Annotated in this window: 1 protein-coding gene and 1 pseudogene; both read left to right on the top strand. The window is 65.2% G+C overall.

Going from position 1 to position 1,103, the window contains the following annotated elements; translation table 11 throughout:
- On the top strand, positions 1 to 540 hold a 540-nt coding region (locus A9W96_RS19765), incomplete at its 5' end, for an SDR family NAD(P)-dependent oxidoreductase (RefSeq protein WP_156765331.1).
- Between the two features lie 64 nt (positions 541 to 604).
- A pseudogene (locus tag A9W96_RS19760) lies at positions 605 to 1,103 on the top strand (dihydrodipicolinate reductase); the annotation flags it as partial.

The raw sequence follows: 1,103 nt of genomic DNA, 5'->3' as shown, positions 1-1,103 counted from the left end.
CGCCTCGGTCGCATCGACATTCTGGTCAACAATGTCGGCGGGTCGACCTACGCGCGATTCCTCGATATCACCGACGAAGACTTCCGGCACACCTTCGACTGGTGTGTGACGTCGGCCTTCATCATGAGTCAGCTGGTGGCGCCCCACATGCTCAGCGCCGGACACGGTTCCATCATCAACATCTCGTCGGGCTCGGCACGTTTCGGCATCCGGGCGCTGACCGCCTATTGCGTTGCCAAGGGTGGCCTGGAAGCGCTCACCCGCGCCATGGCACAGGAACTCGCCCCGAAGATTCGCGTCAACGCCATCGCCCTGGGGTCCTTCGCCACCGACGGCCTGAAGGGCAGCCTGGATCTGATGCCCGGCTCACTGGAAAAGATGCAGGAGGCCACGCCGCTGCATCGGCTGGGCGACGTCGAGGATCTCGGGCGGCTCGCGGTGTACCTGGCCACCCGCGACTGCTATGCGACCAACGCGACGTTCCACGTCGACGGCGGCATCGACTCGAACAATTCGCCACTGCCGATACCCGATTACTGACCTGTGCGGCGATTGAACGCGTCATGATGGGTCATCACCCACCGCCGGAAGGACGAGGGTAGCCATGCGCAGGGTCATTCAATTCTCCACCGGCAACGTGGGTCGGCATTCGTTGCGAGCCATCATCGGCAGACCCGATCTCGAGCTGGTCGGCGTGCACGCCGCCAGCAGCCAGAAGGTCGGCCAGGATGCGGCGCAGCTGTGCGGACTGGACGAACCGACCGGCGTCATCGCCACGGACGACATCGACGCCCTGGTCGCCCTCGGCGCCGACTGCGTCGTTTACACATCCCAAGGGGAGACGCGGCCGATGGAAGCCATCGAACAGATGGCCAAGTTCCTGGCGGCCGGCACCAACGTCGTCGGTACGTCGATGGTCTGGCTGGTCACCCCGCGCCACGCCGACGACTGGTTGCGCGAGCCCCTGGAGCGTGCCTGCGCGGCCGGCAACGCCTCGCTTTACGTTAACGGCATCGATCCGGGCTTCTCCGGCGATACGCTGGTGCACTCCGCGGCCAGCCTGACCACCCGGATCGACTCGATCACCGTGCAGGAGATCTTCG

The sequence above is a fragment of the Mycobacterium sp. 1245852.3 genome (assembly GCF_001669335.1).
GTDB classification, from domain to species: domain Bacteria; phylum Actinomycetota; class Actinomycetes; order Mycobacteriales; family Mycobacteriaceae; genus Mycobacterium; species Mycobacterium europaeum_A.
The sequence above is the reverse complement of the archived record's forward strand: the minus strand, read 5'-3'. Positions and strand labels throughout refer to the sequence as shown.